Origin of the sequence: Pseudarthrobacter sulfonivorans (assembly GCF_031454915.1) — a bacterium.
GTDB lineage: Bacteria > Actinomycetota > Actinomycetes > Actinomycetales > Micrococcaceae > Arthrobacter > Arthrobacter sulfonivorans_C.
This window is the reverse complement of the sequence record NZ_JAVDRS010000010.1, coordinates 81,906-107,401: the sequence shown is the minus strand read 5'-3', so window position 1 is coordinate 107,401 and position 25,496 is coordinate 81,906. Positions and strand designations below refer to the sequence as shown.

The 25,496-nt window shown below is 65.6% G+C and carries 19 protein-coding genes; 9 read left to right on the top strand and 10 right to left on the bottom strand.

What is annotated here, in order from left to right; genetic code table 11:
* The first annotated feature begins 113 nt into the window (after positions 1–113).
* Entirely contained in the window at positions 114–2,027 is a 1,914-nt protein-coding gene (locus J2808_RS19425; RefSeq protein WP_309819923.1) for a serine/threonine-protein kinase, read from the top strand.
* A 44-nt stretch (positions 2,028–2,071) separates the two neighbouring features.
* Here J2808_RS19425 and J2808_RS19420 read toward each other — a convergent pair whose 3' ends face one another.
* Positions 2,072–2,962: a TIGR01777 family oxidoreductase gene (locus J2808_RS19420; protein WP_309819921.1), complete on the bottom strand. Its 891-nt coding sequence runs from the start codon at positions 2,960–2,962 to the stop codon at positions 2,072–2,074.
* A gap of 82 nt (positions 2,963–3,044) precedes the next feature.
* Here J2808_RS19420 and J2808_RS19415 point away from each other — a divergent pair, with 82 nt between their 5' ends.
* Positions 3,045–6,584, top strand: coding sequence for a S41 family peptidase (locus J2808_RS19415; protein WP_309819919.1), 3,540 nt, complete (start codon positions 3,045–3,047; stop codon positions 6,582–6,584).
* Positions 6,585–6,684: 100 nt separating this feature from the next.
* Here J2808_RS19415 and J2808_RS19410 read toward each other — a convergent pair whose 3' ends face one another.
* From J2808_RS19410 to J2808_RS19385, 6 genes are all read right to left on the bottom strand, one after another.
* Positions 6,685–7,113 (bottom strand): OsmC family protein, encoded by a 429-nt coding sequence (locus J2808_RS19410; RefSeq protein ID WP_309819918.1) that lies wholly within the window; start codon positions 7,111–7,113, stop codon positions 6,685–6,687.
* 191 nt (positions 7,114–7,304) lie between these two features.
* Complete coding sequence (locus J2808_RS19405) at positions 7,305–7,661, bottom strand: hypothetical protein (protein WP_309819916.1); 357 nt, start codon at positions 7,659–7,661, stop codon at positions 7,305–7,307.
* A 149-nt stretch (positions 7,662–7,810) separates the two neighbouring features.
* Positions 7,811–9,553, bottom strand: coding sequence for a 2-oxoglutarate dehydrogenase, E2 component, dihydrolipoamide succinyltransferase (gene sucB, locus J2808_RS19400; protein WP_309819914.1), 1,743 nt, complete (start codon positions 9,551–9,553; stop codon positions 7,811–7,813).
* Positions 9,554–9,680: 127 nt separating this feature from the next.
* The gene (lpdA, locus tag J2808_RS19395) at positions 9,681–11,063 is read right to left on the bottom strand and encodes a dihydrolipoyl dehydrogenase (protein WP_309819912.1); all 1,383 of its coding nucleotides are present in this window, start codon (positions 11,061–11,063) and stop codon (positions 9,681–9,683) included.
* A gap of 252 nt (positions 11,064–11,315) precedes the next feature.
* Positions 11,316–12,839 (bottom strand): leucyl aminopeptidase, encoded by a 1,524-nt coding sequence (locus tag J2808_RS19390; protein WP_309819911.1) that lies wholly within the window; start codon positions 12,837–12,839, stop codon positions 11,316–11,318.
* Between the two features lie 11 nt (positions 12,840–12,850).
* Positions 12,851–13,075 carry a hypothetical protein gene (locus J2808_RS19385; protein ID WP_309819909.1) on the bottom strand — a complete coding sequence of 75 codons (225 nt, stop codon included), beginning with the start codon at positions 13,073–13,075 and terminating at the stop codon, positions 12,851–12,853.
* Positions 13,076–13,099: 24 nt separating this feature from the next.
* On the opposite strand from J2808_RS19385, the gene J2808_RS19380 reads away from it, so the two are divergent.
* The 4 genes from J2808_RS19380 (at position 13,100) to J2808_RS19365 (ending at position 18,404) form a co-directional block, all read left to right on the top strand.
* Complete coding sequence (locus J2808_RS19380; RefSeq protein ID WP_309819907.1) at positions 13,100–14,038, top strand: proteasome assembly chaperone family protein; 939 nt, start codon at positions 13,100–13,102, stop codon at positions 14,036–14,038.
* A gap of 111 nt (positions 14,039–14,149) precedes the next feature.
* The gene (locus tag J2808_RS19375; RefSeq protein WP_309819906.1) at positions 14,150–15,499 is read left to right on the top strand and encodes an MFS transporter; all 1,350 of its coding nucleotides are present in this window, start codon (positions 14,150–14,152) and stop codon (positions 15,497–15,499) included.
* A 95-nt stretch (positions 15,500–15,594) separates the two neighbouring features.
* Positions 15,595–16,845, top strand: a complete 1,251-nt coding sequence (locus J2808_RS19370; RefSeq protein WP_309819902.1) for a DUF4192 domain-containing protein — start codon at positions 15,595–15,597, stop codon at positions 16,843–16,845.
* Between the two features lie 242 nt (positions 16,846–17,087).
* The gene (locus tag J2808_RS19365; RefSeq protein ID WP_309819899.1) at positions 17,088–18,404 is read left to right on the top strand and encodes an RNA polymerase sigma factor; all 1,317 of its coding nucleotides are present in this window, start codon (positions 17,088–17,090) and stop codon (positions 18,402–18,404) included.
* A 172-nt stretch (positions 18,405–18,576) separates the two neighbouring features.
* On the opposite strand, the gene J2808_RS19360 is transcribed toward J2808_RS19365, so the two are convergent.
* Positions 18,577–18,798 (bottom strand): DUF7455 domain-containing protein, encoded by a 222-nt coding sequence (locus J2808_RS19360; RefSeq protein WP_164200777.1) that lies wholly within the window; start codon positions 18,796–18,798, stop codon positions 18,577–18,579.
* Between the two features lie 256 nt (positions 18,799–19,054).
* On the opposite strand from J2808_RS19360, the gene J2808_RS19355 reads away from it, so the two are divergent.
* A complete protein-coding gene (locus J2808_RS19355; RefSeq protein WP_309819897.1) occupies positions 19,055–21,163 on the top strand; it encodes a DNA gyrase/topoisomerase IV subunit B in 2,109 nt (702 codons plus the stop codon).
* Between the two features lie 25 nt (positions 21,164–21,188).
* On the opposite strand, the gene J2808_RS19350 is transcribed toward J2808_RS19355, so the two are convergent.
* A complete protein-coding gene (locus tag J2808_RS19350; protein WP_309819896.1) occupies positions 21,189–22,172 on the bottom strand; it encodes a M56 family metallopeptidase in 984 nt (327 codons plus the stop codon).
* A 6-nt stretch (positions 22,173–22,178) separates the two neighbouring features.
* Positions 22,179–22,565 (bottom strand): BlaI/MecI/CopY family transcriptional regulator, encoded by a 387-nt coding sequence (locus tag J2808_RS19345; protein ID WP_309819894.1) that lies wholly within the window; start codon positions 22,563–22,565, stop codon positions 22,179–22,181.
* Positions 22,566–22,828: 263 nt separating this feature from the next.
* Here J2808_RS19345 and J2808_RS19340 point away from each other — a divergent pair, with 263 nt between their 5' ends.
* Together J2808_RS19340 and cydB are read left to right on the top strand one after the other, a co-directional pair.
* Positions 22,829–24,424 carry a cytochrome ubiquinol oxidase subunit I gene (locus J2808_RS19340; RefSeq protein ID WP_309819893.1) on the top strand — a complete coding sequence of 532 codons (1,596 nt, stop codon included), beginning with the start codon at positions 22,829–22,831 and terminating at the stop codon, positions 24,422–24,424.
* Between the two features lie 21 nt (positions 24,425–24,445).
* Entirely contained in the window at positions 24,446–25,495 is a 1,050-nt protein-coding gene (cydB, locus tag J2808_RS19335; protein WP_309819891.1) for a cytochrome d ubiquinol oxidase subunit II, read from the top strand.
* Position 25,496 lies beyond the last annotated feature (1 nt).

The following is a 25,496-nucleotide window of genomic DNA, read 5'->3' as shown; positions in this document are numbered from 1 at the left end:
AAGGGTCCGATATAAGTGGCGGACCACACATCCCTGGCTGGCGGAATCTGCGGCCTGAGAGCGGCCTGTGGATAACTTCTGCAGGTATCTGCGTATTCCGCTAGACATGACTCATGGATGATTTCATTGCCCCGGACGTTCCCGGCTACTCGGTGGGACGTGTGTTGGGCCGCGGTGGAAGTTCAACAGTATGGCTGGTCACCGAGGAAAGATCCGGCCGGGAATTCGCGCTGAAATGTCTCGGCGTCCAACACGGCAGGCGGGCCGACACCAGCGACGCCTGGCCATCGGGTGCTGCCGCCGAGGATGTCCGCCGCGAAATCCGCATCCTGTCGGTGCTTGACCATCAACACCTGATTAAGGCGCACGACGCGGTCCGGTTCGGGCTGAAGCCGGGAGCGGCCGGATCCGGGGATGAAAGCAGCGGTGGAATCGGCCTGCTGCTGGACTATGCGCCTGGCGGATCCCTGGCCGAGCTCGTAGCCAGCCGGCGCAAACTTCCGGTGGGGGAGACGGTGACGGTGCTGACCCCCATTGCCCAGGTCCTGGGTTACCTGCACGCAAAAGGGTTTACGCACGGCGATGTCTCGCCGGGGAACGTCCTGTTCACCGGTCATGGCAAGCCGATGCTGTCAGACGTCGGAATTGCCAGGATGGTGGGGGACGCATCGGCAGTGCCGGATTGCGGTACGGCGGGCTTTATGGACCCGGCCCCCGTGGATGCCGTCCGGGCCGGACTTCAGCCGGAACGTGATGTCTTTGCGGTGGCGGCGCTGGGGTGGTACTGCCTGACGGGTGAACCGCCACGCAGAACCGCGGACCGGCCGCCCTTGGCGCTCCTGCTCCCGGAGGTGCCTTCCGAGCTGGCCGCCGCCTTGGAGGCCGGCCTCAACGAGGACCGGCGGCTGCGGCCCAGCGCCGTTGAACTGGCGACGGCGATCTACCGCAGCGCTCCGCCGTCGCCCGTAGACCTTGCTTCGTCCGTGCACGCCACCGTCATCCCGCAGCTGCTGACACGGCGTCGTGTCCCGGAGCATCCTGACGGCGCAGTCCGGAGCGGGCTGCGGGCGTGGAGACGCCGGCTCGCGACGTCGCGCTGGTCAGGCCTGTTCGGCGCGCGCCAGGTTCTTCCCTTCCCGGCAGGGGAGGGGGAGCCTGAGGCTCGGCCCAGCCCGGCCAAACAGGCCAAGCCCGCCAAGCCCGCTAAACCCGCTAAACCCGCTAAACCCGCTAAACCCGTCCAGGATGAGAGGTCCGGGGGCACCGGACCGGCCGCAAGCGACAAACCAACGCCTCGCGCAAGGCACGCAGTGGAACCGGGCCCAAGGCGATCGATGCCGGACCCGGATCCCCGTCAATCCTGTCCCGTACGCAAAGGCAGGCCCGGGCCGAAGGCAGCGAACAGACGCGCGACGCTTCTGCTGTCCGCAGGAGCTGCTGCCGTGGCGGCGGCCGCCATCTGGGCTGCCGCCGCGTTTGGCCCAGGCGGGCCGCTGGACAGCTTCGGGACAGGATCGCGGACAGCCGGCACTGACGTTACAGACAAAACGGGGAACGGCTCCGCTGACAACACTGCCGGCCGGGCGGCGACTGGGACCGCTCACCCGGAGATTCCGGCAGCAGTCGCCGCGCAGCTGGTCTCAACGGATCCGGCGGAAGCAGTCCACGCGCTGGCAGCCGTGCGGTCACTTGCCTTTAGCACGGGCAGGCTGGAGCTGCTGGACCTTGTTAACGCCCCGGGCTCCACGGCAGCCGCCGCCGATGCACGGCTCAAGGACGAGCTGCAGGCATCCGGGCATGTCCTGACCGGCTTCACGAGCACGGTTTCAGACGTCCAGGTCCAGGCGGGAAGCTCAGCAAGCCAGACGGTAGTCGGGGTCACGTCCGCAACCTCTTCCTACGTGCAGCAGGACAGCTCGGGCGAGGTGGCGGCCGCGGGTGCCCCGGCGTCGGAACAGGTCCTTCGTCTTGTACTGGTCTCCCTGGATGGGCAATGGCGGATCGCGGACGTTCTTCCAGGTTCCTGACCTTTAGTATCCGGGCACGCCGCCGCCGGAATGCGGGGATCGGCTCAGCGGCCGGCTACCCAGGCCGCGGCTTGGGTGAGGGAAGGATGCTGCCACTGGAATCCGGCGGCCTCCAGGACTGCCGGCTCCATCCGCTTGCCGGACAGCAGGAGTTCGTCGGCCATCTTGCCCATGACCAGCCGGAGTGCCGGTGCGGGCACCCGGAAATAGGCCGGACGGTGCAGCGCTGAGGCCAGCGCTGCGATCAATGAGTTCATGTCAGCCTCCTGCGGGGCGCACACGTTCACCGGGCCGTGAATATCCGAGAGCGCCAGAAACTCAAAAGCGGCGCAGATATCTGGCAACGTAATCCAGGGCCAGTACTGCCTGCCATTGCCCAGAGGACCGCCGACGCCGAGCCGAAGCAGTGGCAACAGCCGTCCCATCGAGCCCCCCGAGCGGCTGAGGACGATCCCGGAACGGGTGGTGACCACGCGGACTCCGGCTGGCGCCCGGTGGGCGGCGGCCTCCCACTCCACGCAGATTTGGGCGAGGATGCCAGAGCCCGGCGAGGCGTCTTCGCGAAGCTGCGCAGACCCCGAATCGCCGTAAAAATCAGCCCCGGACTGGCTGATCAATGTCCGCGGCGGCTCATCGAGCCTGCCCATAGCCTCAACCAGGGTGTGCGTTGCCCTGAGCCGTGAACTGAGCAGCTCCTTGATCCGGGTACTGGTCCACGGACGGTCGCCTATCCCGGCCCCCGACAGGTTAATCACGGTGTCGGCGCCGGCCAGAGCCAACGGATCAAGTAGGTGCGCGGCGGGATCCCAGCGGACCTCAGTGGGAGAGGACGGCTTGCGGCGGACCAGGGTAACCACGTCATGGCCGGCCCCGCGCAGCGTCGTCGCCAACTGTGTCCCGATCAGCCCGGAGGCGCCGGCAATGACAATGTGCATGCTCCATCTCACCATGCCCCACACCGTGACGGAACCGCGGTGCCTCCCATGGACGTCAGGGCAGGTTGACTATGATCGAACGATGACTTCTTCGAGCTACCTCCGATTTCCGCATGTCCACGGCGATCTGGTCACTTTTGTGGCAGAGGACGACGTCTGGATCGCGCCGCTCAGCGGTGGCCGGGCATGGCGTGTTTCATCGCTGCAGCTGCCCGCCCGCAACCCTCGCTTTACGCCTGACGGCAAGCGGCTCGTCTGGACTGTCATCCAGGGGACCGCGCCGGAAGTGGTGTCGGCAGAGGTCGACGGCGGCGGCTACCGTCAACTGACCTATTTTGGCCACAGCACCACCAAGGTGAAGGGTTTCACCGCCAGCGGCGATGTGGTGGTGACCAGCGCCTTCCGTCAGGCGGAAAGCCGCCACACCTATGCGTACAGCGTCCCTATGGAGGGCGGCTCGGCCCAGGAGCTCCCCTTCGGGCCCGTCGAATCCGTGGCGTTCGGCCCGGAAGTCGGGGACGAACGCCCGGTTGTCCTGGCCAGCGTTCTCTCGCGCGAACCCGCCTGGTGGAAGCGGTACCGCGGCGGCACCGGCGGCAAACTCTGGATTGACGCCGACGGTAACGGCGAGTTCGAACGCCTGGTTCCCGAACTGGATGGAAACCTCACCGATCCCCTCTGGGTCGGCGGCCGGATTGCGTTCCTGTCGGACCACGAAGGGTACGGAAACCTGTACTCAGTGCTGCCAGGCGGCGGCGACCTGCGCCGCCACACGGACCACGAGGACTTTTACGTCAGGCACGCCGCCAGCGACGGCCAACGGGTGGTCTTCGAGTCCGCCGGTGAGCTCTGGATCCTTCAAGATCTGTCCTCGGACGCCGTGCGGCTGGACATCACGCTGGGTTCGGCCTCGCAATCCCGGCGCCCTGGCCTGCTGAAGGCAGCCAAGCACCTGGGTGAGGTGGTGCCGGATGCCGGCGGCTCGGCAAGCGCCGTTGAGGCCCACGGCACCCTCCACTGGATCCGCCACAAGGACGGCCCTTCCCGCATCGTCGAGGCCACCCCCGGAGTCCGGGCGCGGCTGCCCCGGCCGCTCGACGGCGGCCGCCTGGCATACGTCGGCGACCACGACGGAGTAGAGGCAATCTACATTAAGGAAATCGCGGCCGAGGTTGCCGCCGCCCAAATTGCCGTCCCGGCCGTTCCCGCTCCGGCGGTTCCTGCCGGCAGTGCGGCCCCGGCCGCCGCGGCAGCTCCCGGTACAGCCCAATCCCACGGTGCGTCCGGAGAACCGGCAGCGCCGCTGCCCAGGCCGGTTCCTGCGGCGGGCCCGGGCGCCCTGGCGACTGCCGACGTCGTTATTCAGGTGCCTGATGAGGCCATGCCCGCGGAGCCCGGAGTTGAATCCGGTCCCGATGCTGTGGGCAGCTCCAGCGTGGCCGCCGCTGTCGGGCTGCGGCCGGAACCATCCCGCATCGCATTTCCGAAGCCTTCCCGCGCCAGTGCCATGGAAGCCAGCCCGGACGGCAAGTGGCTTGCCGTAGGAACCTCCTTCGGTGACGTTTACCTGGCAAACACGGCAACAGGGGAGCTGGCTGTAGTCTCCAGCATCGGCGAGGGCACTATCGAGGAACTGGCATGGTCGCCCGACTCGGAATGGCTGGCGTGGTCTGAGCCCGTCACGTCGTTTGGTTCCAGGAGCCGGCTACGGCTGGCCAGCGTGACGAAACTGGGTGACGGCCTCGTTGAGGTCACCGACGGCCGCTTCTGCGACCGGTCGCCGGGCTTCACCCCCGACGGAAAGTTCCTGGCGTTCCTGTCCAACCGCAGCTTTGACCCTGTCTACGACGGCCACTCGTTTGACCTATCGTTCCCCAGCCCCATCAAGCCCTACCTCGTGGCACTGGCGGCAGCCACGCCGTCGCCCTTTGGCCCGGCCGTTGACCTGGAAGCAGCCGCCGGCCCGGAGGAGAAAGGTCCGGACGCAGAAGTGTCGCCGGTCCGGGTGGACCCGGACGGGTTGGCCCACCGCGTCATCGGCGTCCCGGTGCCGCAGGGCAACTACACTGCGCTGACGGCCATCGAGGGTGCCCTGCTGTGGCTCGACTGGGCACTGGCGGGTGTCACCGGCGACGGCAAGGCCAGCCGCGAAGACAAGGACGCCCGGCCCAGCCTGGTCCGCTTTGACCTTGCGCGACGGAAGCCCGCCACGCTGGTGGACGCCCTGGACAGCTACCGGCTCTCCGGGGACGGCAAGAAGATCGTGCTGATCAGTGACAAGCAGGTCAGTGTTGTTCCTTCTGATGCCAAGGCTGACGAGGAATCAGGGCAGCTGGTCAAGGTTGACCTGGGCAGGATCCGCGTGATGATGGACCCGGTCAGCGTCTGGGGCCAGGCCTTCGACGAGGCATGGCGCCTGCAGCGCGATTTCTTCTGGGCAGAGGACATGGCTGGGCAGGACTGGGAATCCATCCACAAACGGTACCGTCCATTGGTGGGCCGGCTGGGTTCGCACGACGATCTGGTGGACCTGCTCTGGGAACTCCACGGGGAACTGGGCACGTCGCATGCCTACGTCAAGCCGGCCATGGTGACCGAAAACGGCAGCAACGGCCAGGGCCGTCTGGGCGCCGACCTCGCGTTCACAACCGCGGGCTGGGAAATTACCCGCATCCTGGCGGGGGAATCGTCCGATCCGCTGGCCACCTCCCCGCTCACCCGGCCTGGCGCTGCCGCCATGGCCGGAGACGTGCTCCTGGCCATTGACGGCGTGTTGCTGTCCGATACCGTGTCGCCGGCCATGCAACTGGTGGGCGCTGCCGGGCGCGCTGTGGAACTGACTCTCCGAAACGGCGCCGGACACGGAACAGAGGCAGGCAAACAGCGCCGCATCGCGGTGGTCCCGGTCAGGGACGAGGAGCGCTTGCGCTACCAGGAGTGGGTGGCAGCAAACCGCCGGACCGTCCGGGAAGCCTCCGGCGGACGCTACGGTTACCTGCACATCCCGGACATGATGGCCAACGGCTGGGCCCAGCTGCACCGCGACCTGGACACCGAGACCGCCCTGGACGGTCTGATTGTTGACGTCCGGCGGAACCGGGGCGGACACACTTCACAGCTGGTTGCCGAGCTGATCGGCCGGAAAGTCACCGGCTGGAGCATGCCGCGCGGCGAACGCCCCCGGACCTACCCGCACCACGCCCCGCGGGGCCCGGTGATCATCCTTGCCGATGAGTTTGCGGGCTCCGACGGCGACATCATCACCCAGGTGTCCAAGCTGCGGGGGATAGGGCCCGTCATCGGTACCCGGACCTGGGGCGGCGTGGTGGGCATCGACAACAGGTTCTCGCTGGCAGACGGCACGGGCGTGACCCAGCCGCGCTACGCCAACTGGTTTGGCGGCGGAGTGGGGTGGTCCGTGGAGAATTATGGCGTGGACCCGGACATCGAAGTGGCATTCCCGCCGCACGCCTATGCGGCGGGCACGGACCCGCAGCTGGAACACGGCATCGGCGTCCTCAAGGAAATGATCCAGGAGCTGCCCACGGATCAGCCCCCGGCCCGGGAAGGTTACCGCCTGCTGCGGCCGGCTCCGCTGCCTGCCCGCCGGAACGAAGGCTGACAGCTCTTCTCCGCCACAGCAAAAGGCCCTGCTCCCTTCCGGTAATCCGGGCGGGGGCAGGGCCTTCTGCGTCTCAGCGGCGCTTACGCCGCTGCGTGGATCAGGACGCCAGTGTCGCATCCAGGGTGATCTCGATGCTGGCCAGGGCGCCGGAAACCGGGCAGCCAACCTTGGCTTCGCCGGCGATCCGCTGGAATTCCTCTTCGGAAAGACCGGGAACCTTGGCGGACACCGTCAGGTGGCTGCCGGTGATGCCGGTTCCCGGCACGAAGGTGACGTCCGCTTTGGTGTTGACTTCCTCGGGTGCGTGGCCAGCCTGGGCAAGCATGTTGCTGAAAGCCATCGAGAAGCAGCTCGCGTGGGCCGCGGCAATCAGTTCCTCAGGGCTGGTCTTGCCCTCGGCCGCTTCGGTGCGTGCCTTCCACGTGACGTCGAAGGTGCCCAGTCCGGAGCTGTCCAGCGTGGTCTGCCCGGACCCCGAGATCAGGTCGCCGTTCCATACTGTGTGCGCGGTGCGTGTTGCTGCCATGTCCACTCCTCAAAGTCGGTTGAACCGGGACCGGCCCTTGCCTGGCCCCGCCGGTTCCCATCCTAGGGATTCGCGTGCACGCATGCACGGGCTGTCCGCTCTCAGAGGATTGTGACCGCGGTGATTAACGCCCGACGGCGCCGCACACCGGAGATGGGGAGTGGCGCCGTCGTGGGTGGTGCTGTTGGCGATCAGTTCCAGAGGGTGGCGATGGCGATGTTCACCAGCGCCAGGCCGCCCACGCCGTGGGCGAGGCCGGTGCTAACGGGTTCGCCCTTCTTTACCTTGCGTGCGCCGATGACGGCAAGCACGGCAACCGCAACGCCAATGGCAAATTTGATGCCGAGCTTGAAATAGTCGGCATGCATGTTTAGCTCCGGAACCGTCACGAGGCCCATCATGGCGATGCCGGTCAGCAGCTGCAGGAAGGCGCCGTCACGCTGGCGCGGGTGGACGGTGGGCTCCTTGATGGTGGCGATCCAGTAGCCCACAATCATGGCTGCGCCGACGATGTGCAAGAACACCAGGATGTTAAAGAGGAAGGTCATTGCTCCAGCTTAGCCAGTAGCTTCTACGCAACGTAGCAAAGCCACGCACAGGGCCCCGGGAAGTGCGGTCGTAGGACTAAAAAGCGGGGCAGGTGCCGGTGGTTTCCCACCGGTGCCTGCCCCGCCGTCGTGCTGTGAAGCCTTAGGGGTTAGAGGCCCAGATCGGCCTCGAAGGCGCCTTCCTCAAGGCGGGCCTTCAGAGTCTGGAGGAAGCGGCCTGCGTCCGCGCCGTCCACCAGGCGGTGGTCGTACGTGAGCGACAGGTACATCATGGAGCGGATGGCGATCGAGTCGTCACCGTTCTCGTCAGCAACAACCACGGCGCGCTTGACGATGGCGCCGGTGCCGAGGATGCCCACCTGAGGCTGGTTGATGATCGGGGTGTCGAACAGGGCACCGACGGAGCCGATGTTGGTGATGCTGAACGTACCGCCGGACAGTTCGTCCGGGCCGATCTTGCCGTCGCGGGTGCGGCTGGCAACATCTGCGATCTTTCCGGCGAGGCCGGCCAGGTTCAGGTTGCCCGCATCGTTGATGACGGGAACCAGCAGGCCCTTGTCCGTGTCAACGGCAATCGCGAGGTGCTCGGCGTTGTGGTAAGTGATTTCCTGCTTGTCCTCGTCGTACGCAGCGTTGAGCTTCGGGTGCTGCTTGAGGGCCTCGGCAACAGCCTTGGCGATGAACGGCAGGAAGGTCAGCTTGACGCCGTTCTGGGCCTGGAACGAGTTCTTGGCCTTCAGGCGGAGCTTGGCCACCTTGGTCATGTCCACTTCGTGCACCTGCGTGAGCTGGGTGGAGACCTCGAGGGACTCGCGCATGCGGCGGGCGATGACCTGGCGGATACGGGGAGCCTTCTGCGTGGTGCCACGCAGGGAGGAGGCAGCAGGACCAGAGGCTGCGGGGGCTGCTGCGGCGGACGGCTTGGCCGGGGCTGCTGCGGGAGCGGCCTTGGCTTCTGCCGCTGCGAGCACGTCCTGCTTGCGGATGCGGCCACCAACGCCGGTGCCGGACAGTGAGGAGACGTCCACGCCGTGCTGGTTGGCCAGCTTGCGGACCAACGGGGTGACATAGCCGGACTCGCCGTTGGCGGCGGGCTCGGCAGCCGGAGCCGGTGCAGCAGCGGGAGCTGGAGCAGCGGCAGGGGCCGGAGTCTGTGCGGGAGCAGCCGGAGCCGCTTCTGCCTTCGGTGCTGCGGGGGCAGCCGGAGCCGGTGCAGCAGGCTCGGCAGCGGGTGCCGCGGGTGCTGCCGGGGCAGCAGCTGCTGGAGCGGCCGCGCCGGAGCCGATGACGGCGAGGACAGCGCCTACCTCGGCGGTCTCGTCCTCGTTCACCCGGATTTCCTGGAGCGTGCCGGCAACAGGGGAGGGGATCTCGGTGTCAACCTTGTCGGTGGAAACCTCGAGCAGCGGCTCGTCGACGGCAACGGTGTCGCCCACGGCCTTCAGCCAGCGGGTCACGGTGCCTTCGGTGACGCTTTCGCCCAGGGCGGGGAGGGTGACGTCGTGGCTTTCGCCGCCGCCTGCAGCGGGGGCTGATGCGGCCGGAGCCTCTTCAGCAGGCGCTTCTTCAGCCGGTGCTGCGGGAGCTTCCTCGGCAGGAGCTTCAGGTGCTTCCTCGGCGGCAGGGGCCGCTTCGGGGGCGGCACCGCCGCCGGTGCCGTCGCCGATGCGGACCAGCGGAGCGCCGACTTCGGCGGTTTCGTCTTCGGCCACGAGGATTTCCTCGATGATGCCGGCTACCGGAGAGGGGATTTCGGTGTCTACTTTGTCGGTGGAAACCTCGAGCAGCGGTTCGTCCACCTCTACCCGGTCACCTACCTGCTTGAGCCAGCGGGTGACGGTTCCTTCGGTGACGCTCTCACCGAGGGCGGGCAAGTTAACGGATTCAGACATGTCGTCCCCGTTCTCCTTATTGATCTTTAGTGCGGATGATTGCTGCCTTGTTCGAGCCTAGTGCACCCGGCAGATTGGGCCGGGTGCACCAAAACTCTGATGTCTTGCGGGTAAAACGGGGAGGCTATTAGCCGTGCAGAGCCTTGCCTGCGAGTGCAAGGTGGGCTTCACCGAGGGACTCGTTCTGGGTGGGGTGGGCGTGCACGAGCTGTGCAACGTCCTCCGGGTAGGCTTCCCAGTTCACGATGAGCTGCGCTTCACCGATCTGCTCGCCCATGCGGGCGCCGATCATGTGCACGCCCACCACCGGGCCGTCCTTCTGGCGGACCAGCTTCACGATGCCGCTGGTGCCCAGGATGGAGCTCTTGCCGTTTCCGGCGAGGTTGTATTCCTGGGTTTCCACCTGGTCCTCGCCGAACTTCTCCTTGGCGCCCTTCTCGGTGTAACCAACAGTGGCAATCTCCGGTTCGGAGTACGTGACCTTGGGGATGTTGACGTCCTCAACGACGACGGGCTTCAGGCCGGCGATTTCCTCGGCCACGAAGATTCCCTGCTGGTAGCCGCGGTGTGCCAGCTGCACGCCCGGGACGATGTCGCCGACCGCGTAGACGTTGCCCACGCCGGTGTGCAGGCGCTCGTTGGTGATGACGAAGCCGCGGTCAATGGTGACGCCCGCTTCCTCGTAGCCAAGGTTGGCGGTGACGGGGCCGCGGCCCACAGCAACGAGGAGCAGGTCGGCTTCGAACGTCTTGCCGTCCACGAGGGTGACCTTGACGCCGTCGTCGTTCTGTTCCACACCCTGGAAGAAGACTCCGGTGGAGTACTTGATGCCGCGCTTCTTGAAGGCGCGCTCGAAGTTCTTGACGATGGTCGCGTCCTCGTTCGGCACGAGGGAGGGCAGGCCTTCCACGATGGTGACGTCCACGCCGAAGGACTTCCAGACCGAAGCGAACTCGACGCCGATCACGCCGCCGCCCAGGATGATGGCGCTCTTGGGGATGTAGTCCATGGTGAGGGCTTCGTCGGAGGTGATGACCTTGCCGCCGATTTCCAAGCCCGGCAGCGAGCGGGAGTACGAACCGGTGGCGAGAACGATGTTCTTGCCCTTGTAGGCCGTGCCGTTGACGGTGACGGTGTCCGCGCCGGTCAGCTTGCCTTCGCCTTCGATGACAGTGATGCCCTTGGACTTGATCAGCCCCTGCAGGCCCTTGAACTTGCCGGCGACGATGCCGTCTTTGTAAGCGTTGACAGCGGTGATGTCGATGCTGTCCAGGGTGACATTCACGCCGTACTTGGCGGAGTCACGGGCGTGGTCGGCCAGCTCTGCGGAGTGCAGCAGGGCCTTGGTGGGGATACAGCCATTGTGCAGGCAGGTACCACCCAGTTTGCCTTTCTCAACCAGACCAACGGTGAAGCCAAGCTGAACGGCCCGGAGGGCGGTGGCGTAGCCGCCGCTGCCGCCACCGAGTACCAGGATGTCGAATTCTTGCGCAGTTGCCTGATCGGCCACTTAGACGCTCCCTCGCGTGAACGATGACGCGAGCTTTGCGCATCATCTTGTCTTGGAACTTGTACTGCCGTGATTATGCCAGCAGGCAGGTTCTCTTTCATTTGTGACTACCGTGGTTCACATTAGCGAACCACTTATCCATGCTCCACCTCGCCGCCGCGTTTGTGGGGCGCTTGTGGTGAGTGTCACGCGGCTTTGTGGCTAAGGGATCAGCCCGGTGTCACAAAGCCGCGTGAGTGTGCATTGATTTGGTCAGGCCGCCGCGAGGGCGTCCTCAACGTAGGCCAGCAGGGTACGGACGGTGCAGCCTGTGGCCTGCTTGTGCGTGTAGCCGTACGGGCTGCCGTTGTTGAAGGACGGGCCGGCAATGTCGATGTGGGCCCAGGGGATCTGTTCGCCGTCCTTGCCCTTGCCCACAAACTCGCGCAGGAAGACCGCAGCGGTCATCATGCCGCCGTGCCGTTCGCCGATGTTGGCCAGATCCGCCACCTGGGAGTCAATGCTGGGTCGCAGCTCCTCGGGCAGCGGCATGGGCCAGACGAGTTCGCCGGCGCGGTCGGCGGCGGCCTTGAGCGGGCCGGTGACACTGTCCGAGCCCATGACCCCCGCCGTGCGGTTGCCGAGGGCAATAAGCTGCGCACCGGTGAGCGTGGCGACATCGATGATGGCGTCGGGATACTCGCGGCTTGCGGCGACAATTCCATCGGCCATGACCAGGCGGCCTTCGGCGTCGGTGTTCAGCACCTCAACGGTCTTGCCGCCGAACATCGTGAGGACATCGGCGGGGCGGGACGCCGCACCGCCGGGCATGTTTTCGGCGATGCACAGCCACGCTGTGGCTTTCACGGGCAGGCCAAGACGTGCGATCGCCAGCACAGTGTTAAGGACGACGGCGGCGCCCGCCATGTCGCTCTTCATGTCGCCCATGCCGAGGGCCGGCTTGAGCGAAATTCCGCCGGTGTCGAAAGTGATGCCCTTGCCGACGAGGGCAATCTTCTTCGTCGCCTTGGCAGGGGAGTACTCCACCTTCACCAGGCGCGGCTGGCGGGTGGAGCCCTTGCCCACACCCATGATGCCGCCGAAGCCTTCTTTCTCCAGCCGCTTTTCGTCCCAGACCGTCACCTTAACGGGCAGGCCCTTGGACAGTTCCCTCGCCGCCTCGGCGAACGATTCGGGGTAGAGGTGGCTGGGCGGCTGGTTGACCAGGGACCGGGTGGCATTGACGGCCTGGCCCACCAGGCCTGCCCGGGTCAGGGCCGAGCGGAGTTCGTCGTTGGCGGCCACCTCCGTGTAGATCACCGCGTTGCGCACCGGATCTTTCAGTCCGTCGCTGGAGGAGCGGTGCTCGGTGAAGGCGTATGCGCCCAGCGCGGCACCTTCGGCGACTGCTGCGACGTCGGCGGGACCCGTCGTCGGGAACGCCAGCACCACGGTGGGCAGGCCGGACAGTTGGCGCACGGCGGATCCTGCGGCGCGCCTGAGTGACTCTTCGGAGAGCGGCTTGCCGGTGGCGATTTTGCCAACGCCGGCGAGGACAAGCACCCCGGCGCCCGTTTCCGGCAGGCCGGGAAGCCGGACCACCTGGTCTGCGGCGCCGGTGATCCCCAGGACCTTAAGGGAATCGGCCAGTGCTTCAGCCGACTTCGCGGTCAGCGGGTTCTCGAGCAGCACAGGGCCGTCCGGTCCCTGTCCCACGCCGATGACAACGGCGTCACCAGGGGCCTTCTTCAGGTCCTTGGCGAGGGTACTAAGGTTGATTTCAGTATTCTTGACCACGGGGTAAGTCCTCAATTCTCGAAAGGCTGTTCGCGCAGGAATGGATGTCTGCCGCTGGCCATGGAAATCCGGCGGCCGTCCGATCGGGACGTAGCCGGGGCGCCGGCGGAGTCCGTCCGGCAGGCCATTTGTCGATCGTAGCCGCTGGGGGCCGCAGGAACGGAATCTCCTGAGACCTGCGCCACACCAGCCGGCGGAATGCCGGAGAGCCCGGCAGCGTTGTACAACTTATCCATCCGAACTCTCGAAAGGAAGACGCCGTGCTTGAACGGATTTCCGGCTCACTGCTGGACCCCGATGCGCTCTATGCGAGCAACATCGAGCTGTTCCACAGCCCGGCGCTCCGCGGGCTGAACCTGGTGATGGGTTTCACCGGCTTCGCCGATGCCGGCCATGTGGTGAAGCAGATCAATGCGGAGCTGCTGGACACACTCGACACCGAAACTGTGGCAGTGTTCGATGCCGACCAGCTCATCGACTACCGGTCGCGACGGCCCCACATCTCCTTTGTGGAGGATCACCTCCAGGACTACCAGGCGCCGAAACTGGCCCTCTACAAACTGAAGGACGGGCTCGGCAACGCCTTCCTCCTGCTGGCGGGCTTCGAACCCGACCTGCAGTGGGAGCGGTTCGCACGCGCCGTCGTCGGCATCGTGGAAAAACTGGATGTGAACCTGGTGACGTGGATCCACTCGATTCCCATGCCGGTGCCGCACACGCGCCCGGTGGGCGTTACCGTCCACGGCAACCGGCCCGAACTCATCGAAGGCATCTCCGTCTGGAAGCCCACCGTTGATGTCCCGGCAGCCGTAGGGCACATCCTGGAACTGCGCCTGATGGATGCCGGACGGAACGTTGCCGGCTACGTGATCCACGTTCCGCACTATCTTGCCGAAGCGGAATACCCCCCTGCTGCCGTCGCCGGGCTCGAATTCCTGGGCGCGGCCACGTCGCTGATGCTCCCCACCGACAGGCTGCGTGAAGCCGGCCGGGAAGTGGGCCGCCAGATCGCCGAACAGGTGGAGGCTTCGGATGACGTCCGGCAAGTGGTCTCACGCCTGGAGGAACGGTACGACGAAAAGGCCGACGGCACCGTCCGGCGCTCACTCCTGGCCGACGAAAACGACGAACTGCCTAACGGGGATGAACTGGGCGCCGCAGTGGAGGCTTACCTGGCCCGCGAGAACCCGGGCATCTAACCGCCCGGTCGCCAACCTGTCCCGCGTCGGCCCGGCCCGGCGCGTACGTCTGCTTGTCCGTCTGTCAGACGGGTGCCCCGGTGTGCGCAGCACCCCGGGCATAATGAGGGAGTGACTTCACCCCGAGCCTGGCTGATCTGGACCATTGGTATCTTCGCGTATCTGGTGGCCGTCTCCCAGCGCACGTCGTTCGGCGTGGTGGGCCTTGAAGCCACGGAACGGTTCAATGCCGGCGCCTCCGCCATCTCCTTCTTTACCGTGCTGCAACTGCTGGTCTACGCGGGCCTGCAGATCCCGGTAGGCGTCCTGGTGGACCGGTTCGGCTCGCGGGCCATGATCGCCGGCGGAGCCATCCTGATGGGTCTCGGGCAGCTCCAGCTGGCATTCGCTGACAGCATTCCGGGCGGCGTGGCGGGACGGGTGCTCGTAGGAGCCGGCGACGCCATGACGTTCATCTCCGTGATCCGCCTTATTCCCTTGTGGTTCGCGCCGGCGCGGGTTCCCCTGGTCACGCAGCTGACCGGCATGTCCGGCCAGCTCGGTCAGCTGTTCAGTGTTTTGCCCTTCGCCTTTGTCCTGCATTCCTTCGGCTGGACCCCCGGGTTCCTGATGCTTGCCGGCATGTCCGGGCTGGCAGTGGTCCTTGTGGTGGTGCTCCTGCAGGACCAGCCGCCCGGATCCGAGACCCCGGATGTCCAGCGTGGCCTGCGGGCCACCGGCGTTTCCCTCGCCAGCGCCTGGCGCCAGCCAGGGACCCGGCTGGGTATGTGGAGCCACTTCACCATCCAGTTCAGCGGGACGGTGTTCGCCATGACCTGGGGTTATCCGTTCCTCATCTCCGGGCAGGGGCTGGAGGCCGGAACCGTGGCCGGACTTATGACGCTATATGTTGCGGCCGGACTCGCCGCCGGCCCTTTCATCGGCAGCTTTGTCGCCCGGCACCCGCTCCGCCGGTCCACCATGGTGCTGCTGATCTCCGCAGCCACGGCGGCAGCCTGGGCGGCGGTCCTGCTGACGCCGGGACGGTCCCCGCTGTGGCTGCTGGCGGTCCTGGTCGTGGTGCTGGCGGTCGGCGGACCAGGGTCCATGATCGGCTTTGACTTCGCCCGGACGTTTAATCCCGCACACCGGATCGGCACCGCCACGGGGATCGTGAACGTTGGGGGGTTCATTGCGGCCCTGATGGCTATTTTTATGATCGGCCTTGTGCTGGACCTCCTTCTGGCCAGCGGCTATTCCCAAGGTGTCCTGTACGGGCTGGAGCCGTTCCGGATCGCCCTGAGCGTCCACTTCCTGCTGCTGGGATTCGGCGCCATCATGATGCTGCTATGCCGGCGCAAGGTGCGCCGCCAGATGGCCGCGAACGGTGTGGTGGTTCCCCCGCTGCTTCAGGCCATGGCGCGGCAGCGGCGGGCGAACCTGGCCCGGCGGCGGCAACGGGACCGCGCAGACAGAGACTGACACTTGTCCTCCACACCGGCCCGGTCCGGGCGCAGTTGTTGACATAGCGGACCCTGGCCCTTCAGCCCCGACTGCGATGCGCGAAAGCTGGAGTCATGAAACCTCCAGAACACCTGACCGTCCGAGGCCCTGAAGACGTCCTCGGTTTCATTCCACATTCCCTGGGCTACTGGCCGGCAGGCAGCCTCGTGGCCATGACCCTGCACGGAAACCGGCTGGGAGCCACTCTGCGGCTTGACCTCCCCGGTCCGGCTACGCTCGCGGATCCGCGGGACTACGCCCGGACGGTGCGCGACTACCTCGCCGCAGACCAGAATGCCGACGGCGCCCTGCTGGCCATCTTCACCAACGACGGCTGGACGGAGCCGCCCGGAACTTACCGGGGGCTCCTGGACGCCCTGGAATGCCGCCTTGATGCTGCGGGGATGCCAGTACGCGACGCATGGTACGTGGGCGACACGTACTGGCGGGACGCAAACTGTACCGACGCGTCGTGCTGCCCGGTGCCGGGCAGATCAGTCCAGACAATCCGGGACAGCATGCTCAATGCTGAAATGGTCTTCCGCGGCAGCAGTGTGGGGCCCGCGCCGGAGAACGCTGCTCTTCCGGCGGCCACAATTTCCGGTGACGAGCGTGCGGCCATCCTGAGGTCGGAGGCAGCATGGACGGCGCAACTGGACCGGCGGCGGGGGAGCAGGGAACAATTCACCAGCCTTCTGGCCTTATGGTGCTCCGTCCTGGCCCGCGAAGCCGGGCAATTGCTGCCAGCAAACGACCTTGCGTTCCTCCGGGCTTCGCTCGGAGTTCCGGCCTGGCGTGATGCCGTCCTGGTTATGGCCGCGGCCGGTACGCCGGCGGCCCTCGCAGGCGCCGAAGCGTTCGGCATCTTCGATGATGGCTGCAGCATGGCGCCGGTGGGACCTGTCCCCTTTGGCCAGAGGGCCGCTGGTGAAACCGCCGGCACCGGCGCCGAACCGGTTAACCAGGACGCAGCTGGAATGGAAGCCGTAGACGGGCAGGACGTTCCAGGCTACGGCGAAGTGCTGCTGGGGCTCGAGCCTGAAATTCCCGCTTGGCACAGACTGAACAGCCTGGACGGGGTGCTGCAACAGCTCTCAGCCTGCGGTGGGCTGCCAGGCGCTGCGGCGCTGACCGGGCGGGGCTGGATCGCATGGTGCCGGGGCCGCGGATCCTACGCTGCCGCCTATCTCGGACAGGCCCTTGAGGAAGAACCGGGCTACCGTTTGGCTGAGCTCATGCTGGAACTGGTGCGGCGGGGCACCCTCTGCGGCTGGGCTGCCCGGAAGGAGGCAGCCTGGCCGCGTTTCGAACCGGACGCAGCCTAGGTCCTGCCGCATCTTGAGCCCGGTGACGCAAAACCGTGAGACAATGGTTGCCGAGACCCGGTTGGGTCCGTGTATCAAGTGCATGTAATGGTGCCCTGACGGGAACATTACAGCCGCCCCGGCAGTTCTACTTGTAGACTCTGCCGGCCGTGGTTGCACCTGATGTTGATCACGGACTTGACAGGGTCATAGTGGTGTTGCCCGTATGGTGATTCCACAGACCGCCGCTAGAAAGGTTTTCTGTGACCCCGTCTTCCGCGAAGAAGGAACCCGCCGCCCAGGACTTGTCCCCTGAGGACAAGCAGGCTGCAACGAACGCCAAGCGAGCAGCAACGCGGGCAGCCAACAAAGCCGTCAAGGACGCCGCCGGTGACAGCGCCGTGGACGGCAAGCCTGAGCCCAAGAAGCGCGGGCCAAAGCCCGGCGCCAAAGCTGCTGCCGAAGCCGCCGGAAAAGCGGCGCGCGGCGCAGATTCGGATGAGGATGATGTCGAAGATCCCGACGACATCGCTATCGAGGGCGTCGAGGCCGGCGATGACAGCGAAATCGACGCCGCCAAGGCCGCATCAGCGGCCACGGGCAAGGGTTTCGTCTACTCTGATGCCGACGACGATGATGCTCCCGTCCAGCAGGTAATGTCCGCCGGTGCTACCGCCGACCCCGTCAAGGACTACCTCAAGCAGATCGGTAAGGTTGCGCTGCTCAACGCCGAGCAGGAAGTCGACCTCGCGCTCCGGATCGAAGCCGGACTTTTTGCTGAAGAGAAGATCAATGCCGACGACGGTTCGATGGACCCCAAGTTCAAGCGTGAACTTGAGTTCGTCATCCATGACGGCAAGCGTGCCAAGAACCACCTGCTCGAAGCCAACCTCCGCCTGGTGGTCTCGCTGGCAAAGCGCTACACGGGCCGCGGCATGCTGTTCCTGGACCTCATCCAGGAAGGCAACCTTGGCCTGATCCGTGCAGTGGAGAAGTTCGACTACACCAAGGGCTTCAAGTTCTCCACGTACGCCACGTGGTGGATCCGTCAGGCCATTACGCGCGCCATGGCGGACCAGGCCCGCACCATCCGCATCCCGGTGCACATGGTGGAAGTCATCAACAAGCTGGCCCGCGTCCAGCGCCAGATGCTTCAGGACCTCGGCCGCGAACCAACGCCGGAAGAGCTTGCCCTCGAACTGGACATGACCCCGGAAAAGGTCGTCGAAGTCCAGAAGTACGGCCGCGAGCCCATCTCCCTCCACACCCCGCTTGGCGAGGACGGCGACTCCGAGTTCGGTGACCTTATTGAGGATTCCGAGGCCGTGGTCCCTGCCGACGCCGTGAGCTTCACGTTGCTGCAGGAACAGCTGCACTCGGTGCTGGATACCCTGTCCGAACGCGAAGCCGGTGTGGTGGCCATGCGGTTCGGCCTCACCGACGGTCAGCCGAAGACTTTAGACGAAATCGGCAAGGTCTACGGCGTCACGCGTGAGCGTATCCGCCAGATCGAGTCCAAGACCATGTCCAAGCTCCGCCACCCTTCGCGGTCGCAGGTGCTCAGGGACTACCTGGACTAGATCAGGACCCACGCAACGCGGGGCCAGTTCCCGCCCGGCATCCCAGGATGCATGGGCGGGAACTGGCCCCGCGTTTCTTGCGCAGCACCCCGTGTTTCCTGGCGGCGGGGGACGTAAAACGAAACAGGACCCCCTCCCGAGGGAGGGGGTCCTGAAGGTGTGTGTATATCGGTCAGTCGACGGCTACGGGAGCCTTCTCGTGAAGCCTGCCCGTCTCATCGTGCCAATCGGAGCTCAACGGCCTGAGCGTCGCCTCGATTGCACGGGCATGGTGGCCGCAGAAGAGCAGCTCACCGCCGGAGGTCTCGAGTACAACGCGGACGTATGCCTGAGCCCCGCAACGATCGCACCGGTCGAGTGCGTTGAGTGTGCGGTCTGCCACTGCTGTAGTCATGTCGGCCTCCTTAGTAGATCTGTATGTCTATATAACCAGCATTCGTATCAAACCCATTGCAAGGACGGGTCAAGTTCGCTGTCCGCGTAGCCACAAGAAAGTCTCAAGACGCAAGTTTGCGTCACGGAACCATAACGAGTGGCCCCGCCCACAGCCCTGGCGAGGTGTGGCAGCAGGCCGTCCGCTGCCGCGCCGACTAGGCTTGAACCTGCGTCCGCAGCGCCAGATGTTCCGTCACTGAAGGAGTTCACAACCCGTGGCACCAAGTTCTGATTACACCGCCCGGCACCTTTCTGTGCTGGAGGGCCTCGAAGCCGTCCGCAAGCGCCCCGGCATGTACATCGGTTCCACCGACTCCCGCGGTTTGATGCACTGCCTGTGGGAGATCATCGACAACTCGGTGGATGAAGCACTGGCGGGCTTCGGGCATGACATCAAGATCATCCTGCACGCGGACAACTCCGTGGAAATCCACGACGACGGCCGCGGCATCCCCGTGGACGTGGAACCCAAGACAGGACTGACCGGCGTCGAGGTGGTCTTCACCAAGCTGCACGCGGGCGGCAAGTTCGGCGGCGGCTCCTACACCGCCTCCGGCGGCCTGCACGGCGTGGGCGCCTCCGTGGTGAACGCGCTGTCCGCCCGCCTGGACGTGGAGGTCGACCGCGGCAGTAAGACCTACAAGATGTCGTTCAGGCGCGGCGAACCCGGACGCTTCCAGGACCAGGGCAGCAAGATTGACCCCGCTGCGACCTTCGCACCGTTCGTGGACGGCTCAGTGCTTGACGTGGTGGGCAAGGCCAAGCGGGGCGTGACGGGAACGCGGATCCGTTACTGGGCCGACCGCCAGATCTTCACGCCGGACGCCAAGTTCTCGTACGACGAACTGGCTGCCAGGGCCCGGCAGACATCCTTCCTGGTGCCGGGGCTCAAGCTCACCGTCCGGGATGAGCGCAAGCTGGCGGGTACACCCGGTGAAGCGGGAACCCACGAGGAAGTGTTCCATCACGACGGCGGCCTTGCCGAGTTTGTCGACTTCCTCGCCGCAGATCCCGCCGTCACGGACATCTGGCGGCTCCACGGCTCGGGCAAGTTCAAGGAAACCGTCCCGGTACTTGATGAGCGCGGCCACAGCCAGCTCGCCGAGGTGGAGCGCGACTGCGAAGTGGACGTGGCGCTGCGCTGGGGCATCGGCTACGACAGCACCGTCCGCAGCTTCGTGAACATCATCTCCACCCCCAAGGGCGGAACCCACCAGTCAGGGTTCGAGCAGGCCCTGGTCAAGACATTCCGGAAAGCCGTGGAGGCCAACGCCCGCAAGCTCAAGGCCGGCAACGACAAAATCGAGAAGGACGACATCTTCGCCGGCCTGACGGCCGTCCTGACGGTCCGGCTGGCCGAGCCTCAGTTCGAAGGCCAGACCAAGGAGATCCTCGGCACGTCCGCTGTCCGGGCCATCGTCTCGAAGGTGGTGGAGCAGGAGATCACCGCGAAGCTCAACTCCGCAAACCGTAACGACAAAGCGCACTCAGCGCTGCTGCTCGAAAAAATCGTCAGCGAGATGAAGTCCCGTATTTCCGCGCGGGTCCACAAGGAAACACAACGGCGCAAGAACGCCCTGGAAACTTCCTCCATGCCCACCAAACTCGCTGACTGCCGGACGGACGACGTCGAACGCTCCGAGCTGTTCATCGTCGAAGGTGACTCCGCGCTGGGTACGGCCAAGCTGGCGCGGTCCTCTGACTTCCAGGCCTTGCTGCCCATCCGGGGCAAGATTCTGAACGTCCAGAAAGCATCTGTGGGGGACATGCTCTCCAACGCAGAATGTGCCGCCCTGATCCAGGTGGTGGGTGCCGGTTCGGGCCGCAGCTTCGACATCAGCGCGGCCCGGTACGGCAAGGTCATTCTCATGACCGATGCCGACGTCGACGGCGCCCACATCCGGACGCTGCTGCTGACCCTGTTCTTCCGGTACATGCGCCCGATGATCGATGAGGGCCGTGTGTTTGCCGCGGTCCCGCCGCTGCACCGTGTTGAAGTGATCAACGCAGGCCAGAAGGCCAACGAGATGATCTACACCTACTCTGAGGCGGAGCTGCACGTCCTCCTGGCCCGGCTTGCCAAGGAGGGCAAGCGCTACAAGGAACCAATCCAGCGCTACAAGGGCCTGGGCGAAATGGACGCTGAACAGCTCGCAGAGACCACTATGGATCCGCGGCACCGGACCCTTCGCAAGGTGGGAATCGAGAACGCCAAGCAGGCCGAGGACACCTTTGACCTGCTGATGGGCTCGGACGTCGCCCCGCGCAAGGATTTCATCATCGCCGGTGCCGCCAGCCTTGACCGGGAGCGGATCGACGCCTGACCCGCGCAGGACGGCCGCAGCCGGCTCAGCCCAGCAGCCCCGGCACGATCAGCAGGGCCGTGGGCAGGGCAAGGAGCAGCGCGCAGCCTGTAAGCACTGCCCCGCGGGCGGTTGCAGACAGTTGAGGCTGCGGTGAGAGCAGCCGGCTGACCCTGGAAGCCGTGGTGCGGGCAGAGTCCGAGCCGGTCACGCCGGCCGCGGTTTCCAGCCCTTCAAGCGCAAGGCCCGCCTGGCCGCCCGGCGGGAAGCCGCCACCCGCTGAACCGCTGGCTACAATCGCGATGGCCTTGATGAGGGTTACTTTGCTCTCAGTCTTCAGCGCCACGTCGTCGGCCAGCATCTCGATAAGCGAGTTCACGGACTCCTGGGCCAGCCTGGTGGTGGGAAGCCAGGGGAGTGCCTGGCGCCACGCCGCAAAGGCCCACAGGAGGAGGTGGTGGCGCTGGTTGAGATGGGCATTCTCATGGCTGAGTACTGCCCGCAGCTCCGCCGGTTCGAGGGCAGCCATCAGCCCGTCCGAAAGGACCGTTACCGAGCGCGCCCCGCCCGGCAGGCAGTAGGCCACGGGTGAGTCGTGGCTGATAACCAGGGTGCCCGTTCCTTCGGTGGAAGGGGAGGCAAGCAGGGCCAGCAGTTCACGGTGCCGCCGCCGCTGCCGCTCGATCTTGTAGTACGTCAGCAAGAGCGTGAAGACCAGGTGTGCGGTCAGCAGGGCTGCGGCGGAGAGGGCAAAAAGATGCCAGAAACCGAGGGCTGTAGTGGGCGCATTAAGGAGCACCATGCCTGCGAGTGCCCGCAGTCCCGCGATCAGGTTGTCGCCCACCGGTTCGAGGCCGTATACGAGCATCGCGCCGATCATCGAGAGCCCGCCGGCAAGGGCGATGGCCTGCCAGAGGAGCATCGCGGTAAACGGCGACCGGGCCGGCCACTGGGCGCGGGAAAGAATGATAGGCACTGGCCATGCCAGGACTATCGCAAGGACCGCCAGCAGGTATGAGGTCCAGAACATGGCCCGCTAAATGTGGCCGAGCAGTTTGCGCAGTGTTTCGGCTTCACTTTCCGTGACGGATCCGATGAACCGTGCCAGTACCGCTTCGCGGTCCGGGGCGGAGCCCAGGACTTCGTGCATCAGCTCGGCGGTGTGCTCCTCCCGGCTGGAAACGGCCTGGTAGCGGTGCGGCCTGGTCCCGCGTTCCCGCTCAACGAGACCCTTCTTCTCCAGCCGTGAGAGGACAGTCAGCACGGTGGTGACGGCAAGCTCTTTGCCCTCATGACCTGCCGCGTCCCCGTTGGCCTCGGTGGTTGTTGCCAGTTTGTCGCGAAGAGTATTTGCGGTGGCAGCTTCGTGGCCCGCCCAGAGCAGATCCATCACTGCCCGTTCCAGTTCCCCAAGACTTGCCATTGCTACATCCTTTGATTCCCTGCACCGGCCGGCATACCGCCGCGGTGGCTGCAAATTTTTCGCTACAGATACATAATCAAATTTACCTGTTTTTTGCCTGAGTTTCTACGTACGGTAGAACACTGGGCGCGCCGCGGCCTTGTGAGGGCCGGAGCGAGGTGGAACTCTTGGGTTAACACTGCCCGCCGCAGTGTTCTACACTGTGTAGAAGTCATTGTTCTACGGACCGTAGAAGAGTTGAACCGCCAACCCGAGGGACTGCTGTGGAAGCTCTGGAAATCGCACGCTGGCAATTCGGCATCACCACCGTCTACCACTTCATGATGGTGCCACTCACCATCGGGCTTGGCCTGGTGGTGGCGGTGATGCAGACCCTTTGGCACCGTACCGGCAAGGTGGAATACCTCCGGATGACGAAGTTCTGGGGCAAGCTCTTCCTGATTAACTTCATCATGGGCGTGGCCACCGGCATTGTGCAGGAGTTCCAGTTCGGCATGGCCTGGAGCGAATACAGCCGGTTCGTGGGGGACGTCTTCGGTGCTCCGCTCGCGCTCGAATCGTTGCTGGCCTTCTTCGTTGAGTCCACGTTCCTGGGCCTGTGGATCTTCGGCTGGAAACAGCTGAAGCCAGCCATCCACCTCGCCTGCCTCTGGATAGCCGTGGTGGGATCGGCCTTTTCCGCCTACTTCATCATCGTGGCCAACAGCTGGATGCAGCACCCGGTGGGTGCGGAAATCATCGACGGCCGGCCGGTCATGACGGACGCCTGGGCCGTCTTCACAAACAACACAGCGATGGTGGCGTTCCCGCACACCCTCATGGGTGCCCTGGCCGTGGCGGGCGGCTTCCTCCTGGGTATCGCCTGGTACCACCTCTGGCGCAGGCGCAAGGACGGCATTGACACCATCGGCCCCGACGGAAAAGTGGTTCCCGGCGAAGCTGCCATCCCGGGCCGGGACCTGACCGATTACAAAGTGTGGATCCGCTCCCTGCGGATCGGCGCCATCGTCGCCATGATTTCCTTCGCCGGCACCGCCCTGACCGGTGACCTGCAGGGCAAGCTCATGTTTGAGCAGCAGCCCATGAAGATGGCCGCGGCTGAAGCCGCCTGCCACGACGGAACCGGCTTCTCCGTTCTCAGCGTCGGGAACCTTGGATCCAAGAACTGCGACGAGATTGTGGCCCTGATCGAGGTCCCGGGTATCCTTTCCTTCCTCGCCAAGGGCGATTTCACCACCGAAGTCAAGGGCGTCAACAGCCTCCTGGACCAGTACAAGGCCGACTACGGAACCCACCTGCCGGACAGCCCCATCTACGGCGACCGGGCCGGCCAGGAAATCGAGTACGTCCCGGTCATGGAGGTCACCTACTGGGGTTTCCGGATGATGATCGGCTTCGGTGGCCTGGCCGCCATGGCAGCCCTGGCGGCCCTGTGGCTGACCAGGAAGGGCACCGTCCCCGCGTCACCGTGGCTGATGCGCCTGGCGGTGTTCGGCATCCTTGCCCCGTTCGGCGCCAACGCGGCGGGCTGGATCTTCACCGAGATGGGCCGGCAGCCGTTTGTGGTGGCCCCCAACCCGGACCTGAACGGCATCGACCAGGTGTTTATGTTCACCGCGGCCGCTGTCTCGCCTGGCGTCTCGGCCGGTGAACTGCTGACCTCGCTCATCGTCCTCACCGCCGTCTACGCCGCACTCTTAGTGGTGGAGGTCAAGCTCCTGGTCAAATACATCCGCGGCGGCGTGGTGTCCGCGATGCCGGAACTGGCACACGCCCCGGCCGACGAGAACGAGGACGCCACACCGGGCCAGGACGGCACAAAGAAGCCCGCCGACGACGTCCTGGCATTCGCCTACTAAGAAGACCAGAGGATATTCGAGATGGAACTCCTGCCCACTATCTGGTTCATCATCATCGCGGTGCTATGGACCGGCTACCTCTTCCTTGAAGGCTTTGACCTCGGCGTGGGAATGCTGATGAAGCTGTTCGCCCGGAACAATACCGAGCGCCGGGTACTGCTGAACACGGTGGGCCCGGTCTGGGACGGCAACGAGGTCTGGCTGATCACGGCGGGCGCAGCAACGTTCGCGGCGTTCCCGCTCTGGTACGCATCACTGTTCTCCGCCCTCTACCTCCCGCTCCTGGTGGTACTGGTGGCCCTCATTTTCCGTGCGGTGGCCTTCGAATACCGCGGCAAGGTGGACGGCGACTCCTGGCGCGCTCGCTGGGACTGGGCCATCGCCCTGGGCTCCTTTTTCGCCGCGTTCGGCGTCGGGGCCGCCCTGGCGCTGACCACCACCGGCCTGCCGCTGAACGCCAACGGTGACCGTGAAGGCGGTGCCATGGCCTGGTTCAGTGGATACGCCGTCCTGGGCGGGCTTGCCGTGGTGGGATTCTCCCTGCTGCACGCCCTGGCATTCCTGGCGCTGAAGACCGACGGCGACGTGCGCCACCGGGCGCGCGCCTGGTTCGTCCGGCTGCTGCCGGTCCTGCTGCTTCCCATCGCTGCCTGGGCACTCACCATCCAGTTCCTGGAAGGCAAGCCGTGGACCTGGGCAGCGGTGATTGTCGCCGTCGTGGCCGCCGTGGCCGCCTGGTTCCTGGCACGGCGCGGAGCCGAAGGCAGGGCGTTCATCGCGATGGGGGCTTTCCTCCTCCTGGGCAGCGCGTCGATCTTCGGCGCGGTGTTCCCGGTGGTGCTGCCCTCGACGCTGGACCCGGCGTTTGACCTGACGATCGCCAACGCTTCATCGTCCGACTACACCCTCGGACTCATGAGCGTGGTGGCCGCCGTAGGCCTGCCCCTGGTGATCGTCTACCAGGCGTGGACCTACTGGGTGTTCCGCCGCCGTGTCAGCGCCGCCCACATCCCGGCTGCCCACAGTTTCCTGCCGGCCATTGCCGTCAGGGCCTTCACCACCAAGGGCTGAC